At 62.5% G+C, this 387-nt stretch carries 1 protein-coding gene; it reads left to right on the top strand.

Features of this window, described 5'->3' with window-relative positions; translation table 11 throughout:
• Positions 1-104: 104 nt before the first annotated feature.
• Positions 105-387: creatininase family protein (locus I6F36_RS39375; protein WP_225173338.1), on the top strand; the 283-nt coding region annotated here is incomplete at its 3' end.

Below are 387 nucleotides of genomic sequence, written 5' to 3'. Positions count from 1 at the left end.
CTTTCAAGTGATCGTGGCGCGTGCACAATCGCAAGCCTGAATAGCAGGCAATCCGCGCCAGACTCGCAGGTCGGCGCAGCCGGTTGTTGGAGTCGAACGAAAGAATGGTGCTGAAGTCGCGTTGGTGGTGGGATCTGAGCACGAAGGACTTCGCCGGGCTCGACGCGGAGAGCATGGTCGCGATCCTGCCCGTGGGTGCCGTCGAGCAGCACGGGCCGCATCTGCCGGTTAGGGTCGACGCAGCCATCAATGCGGGCATCGTGGCCCGGGCAGTCGACCTGATGCCGCCAGACTTGATGGCGCTGGTGTTGCCAATGATGCCGGTCGGCAAGTCCGACGAGCATCTGGCATTTCCTGGCACGCTGACATTGTCGCACGAAACACTCG

The organism is Bradyrhizobium sp. BRP19, assembly GCF_020194195.1.
Lineage (GTDB): Bacteria > Pseudomonadota > Alphaproteobacteria > Rhizobiales > Xanthobacteraceae > Bradyrhizobium > Bradyrhizobium yuanmingense.
The sequence above is the reverse complement of the archived record's forward strand: the minus strand, read 5'-3'. Positions and strand labels throughout refer to the sequence as shown.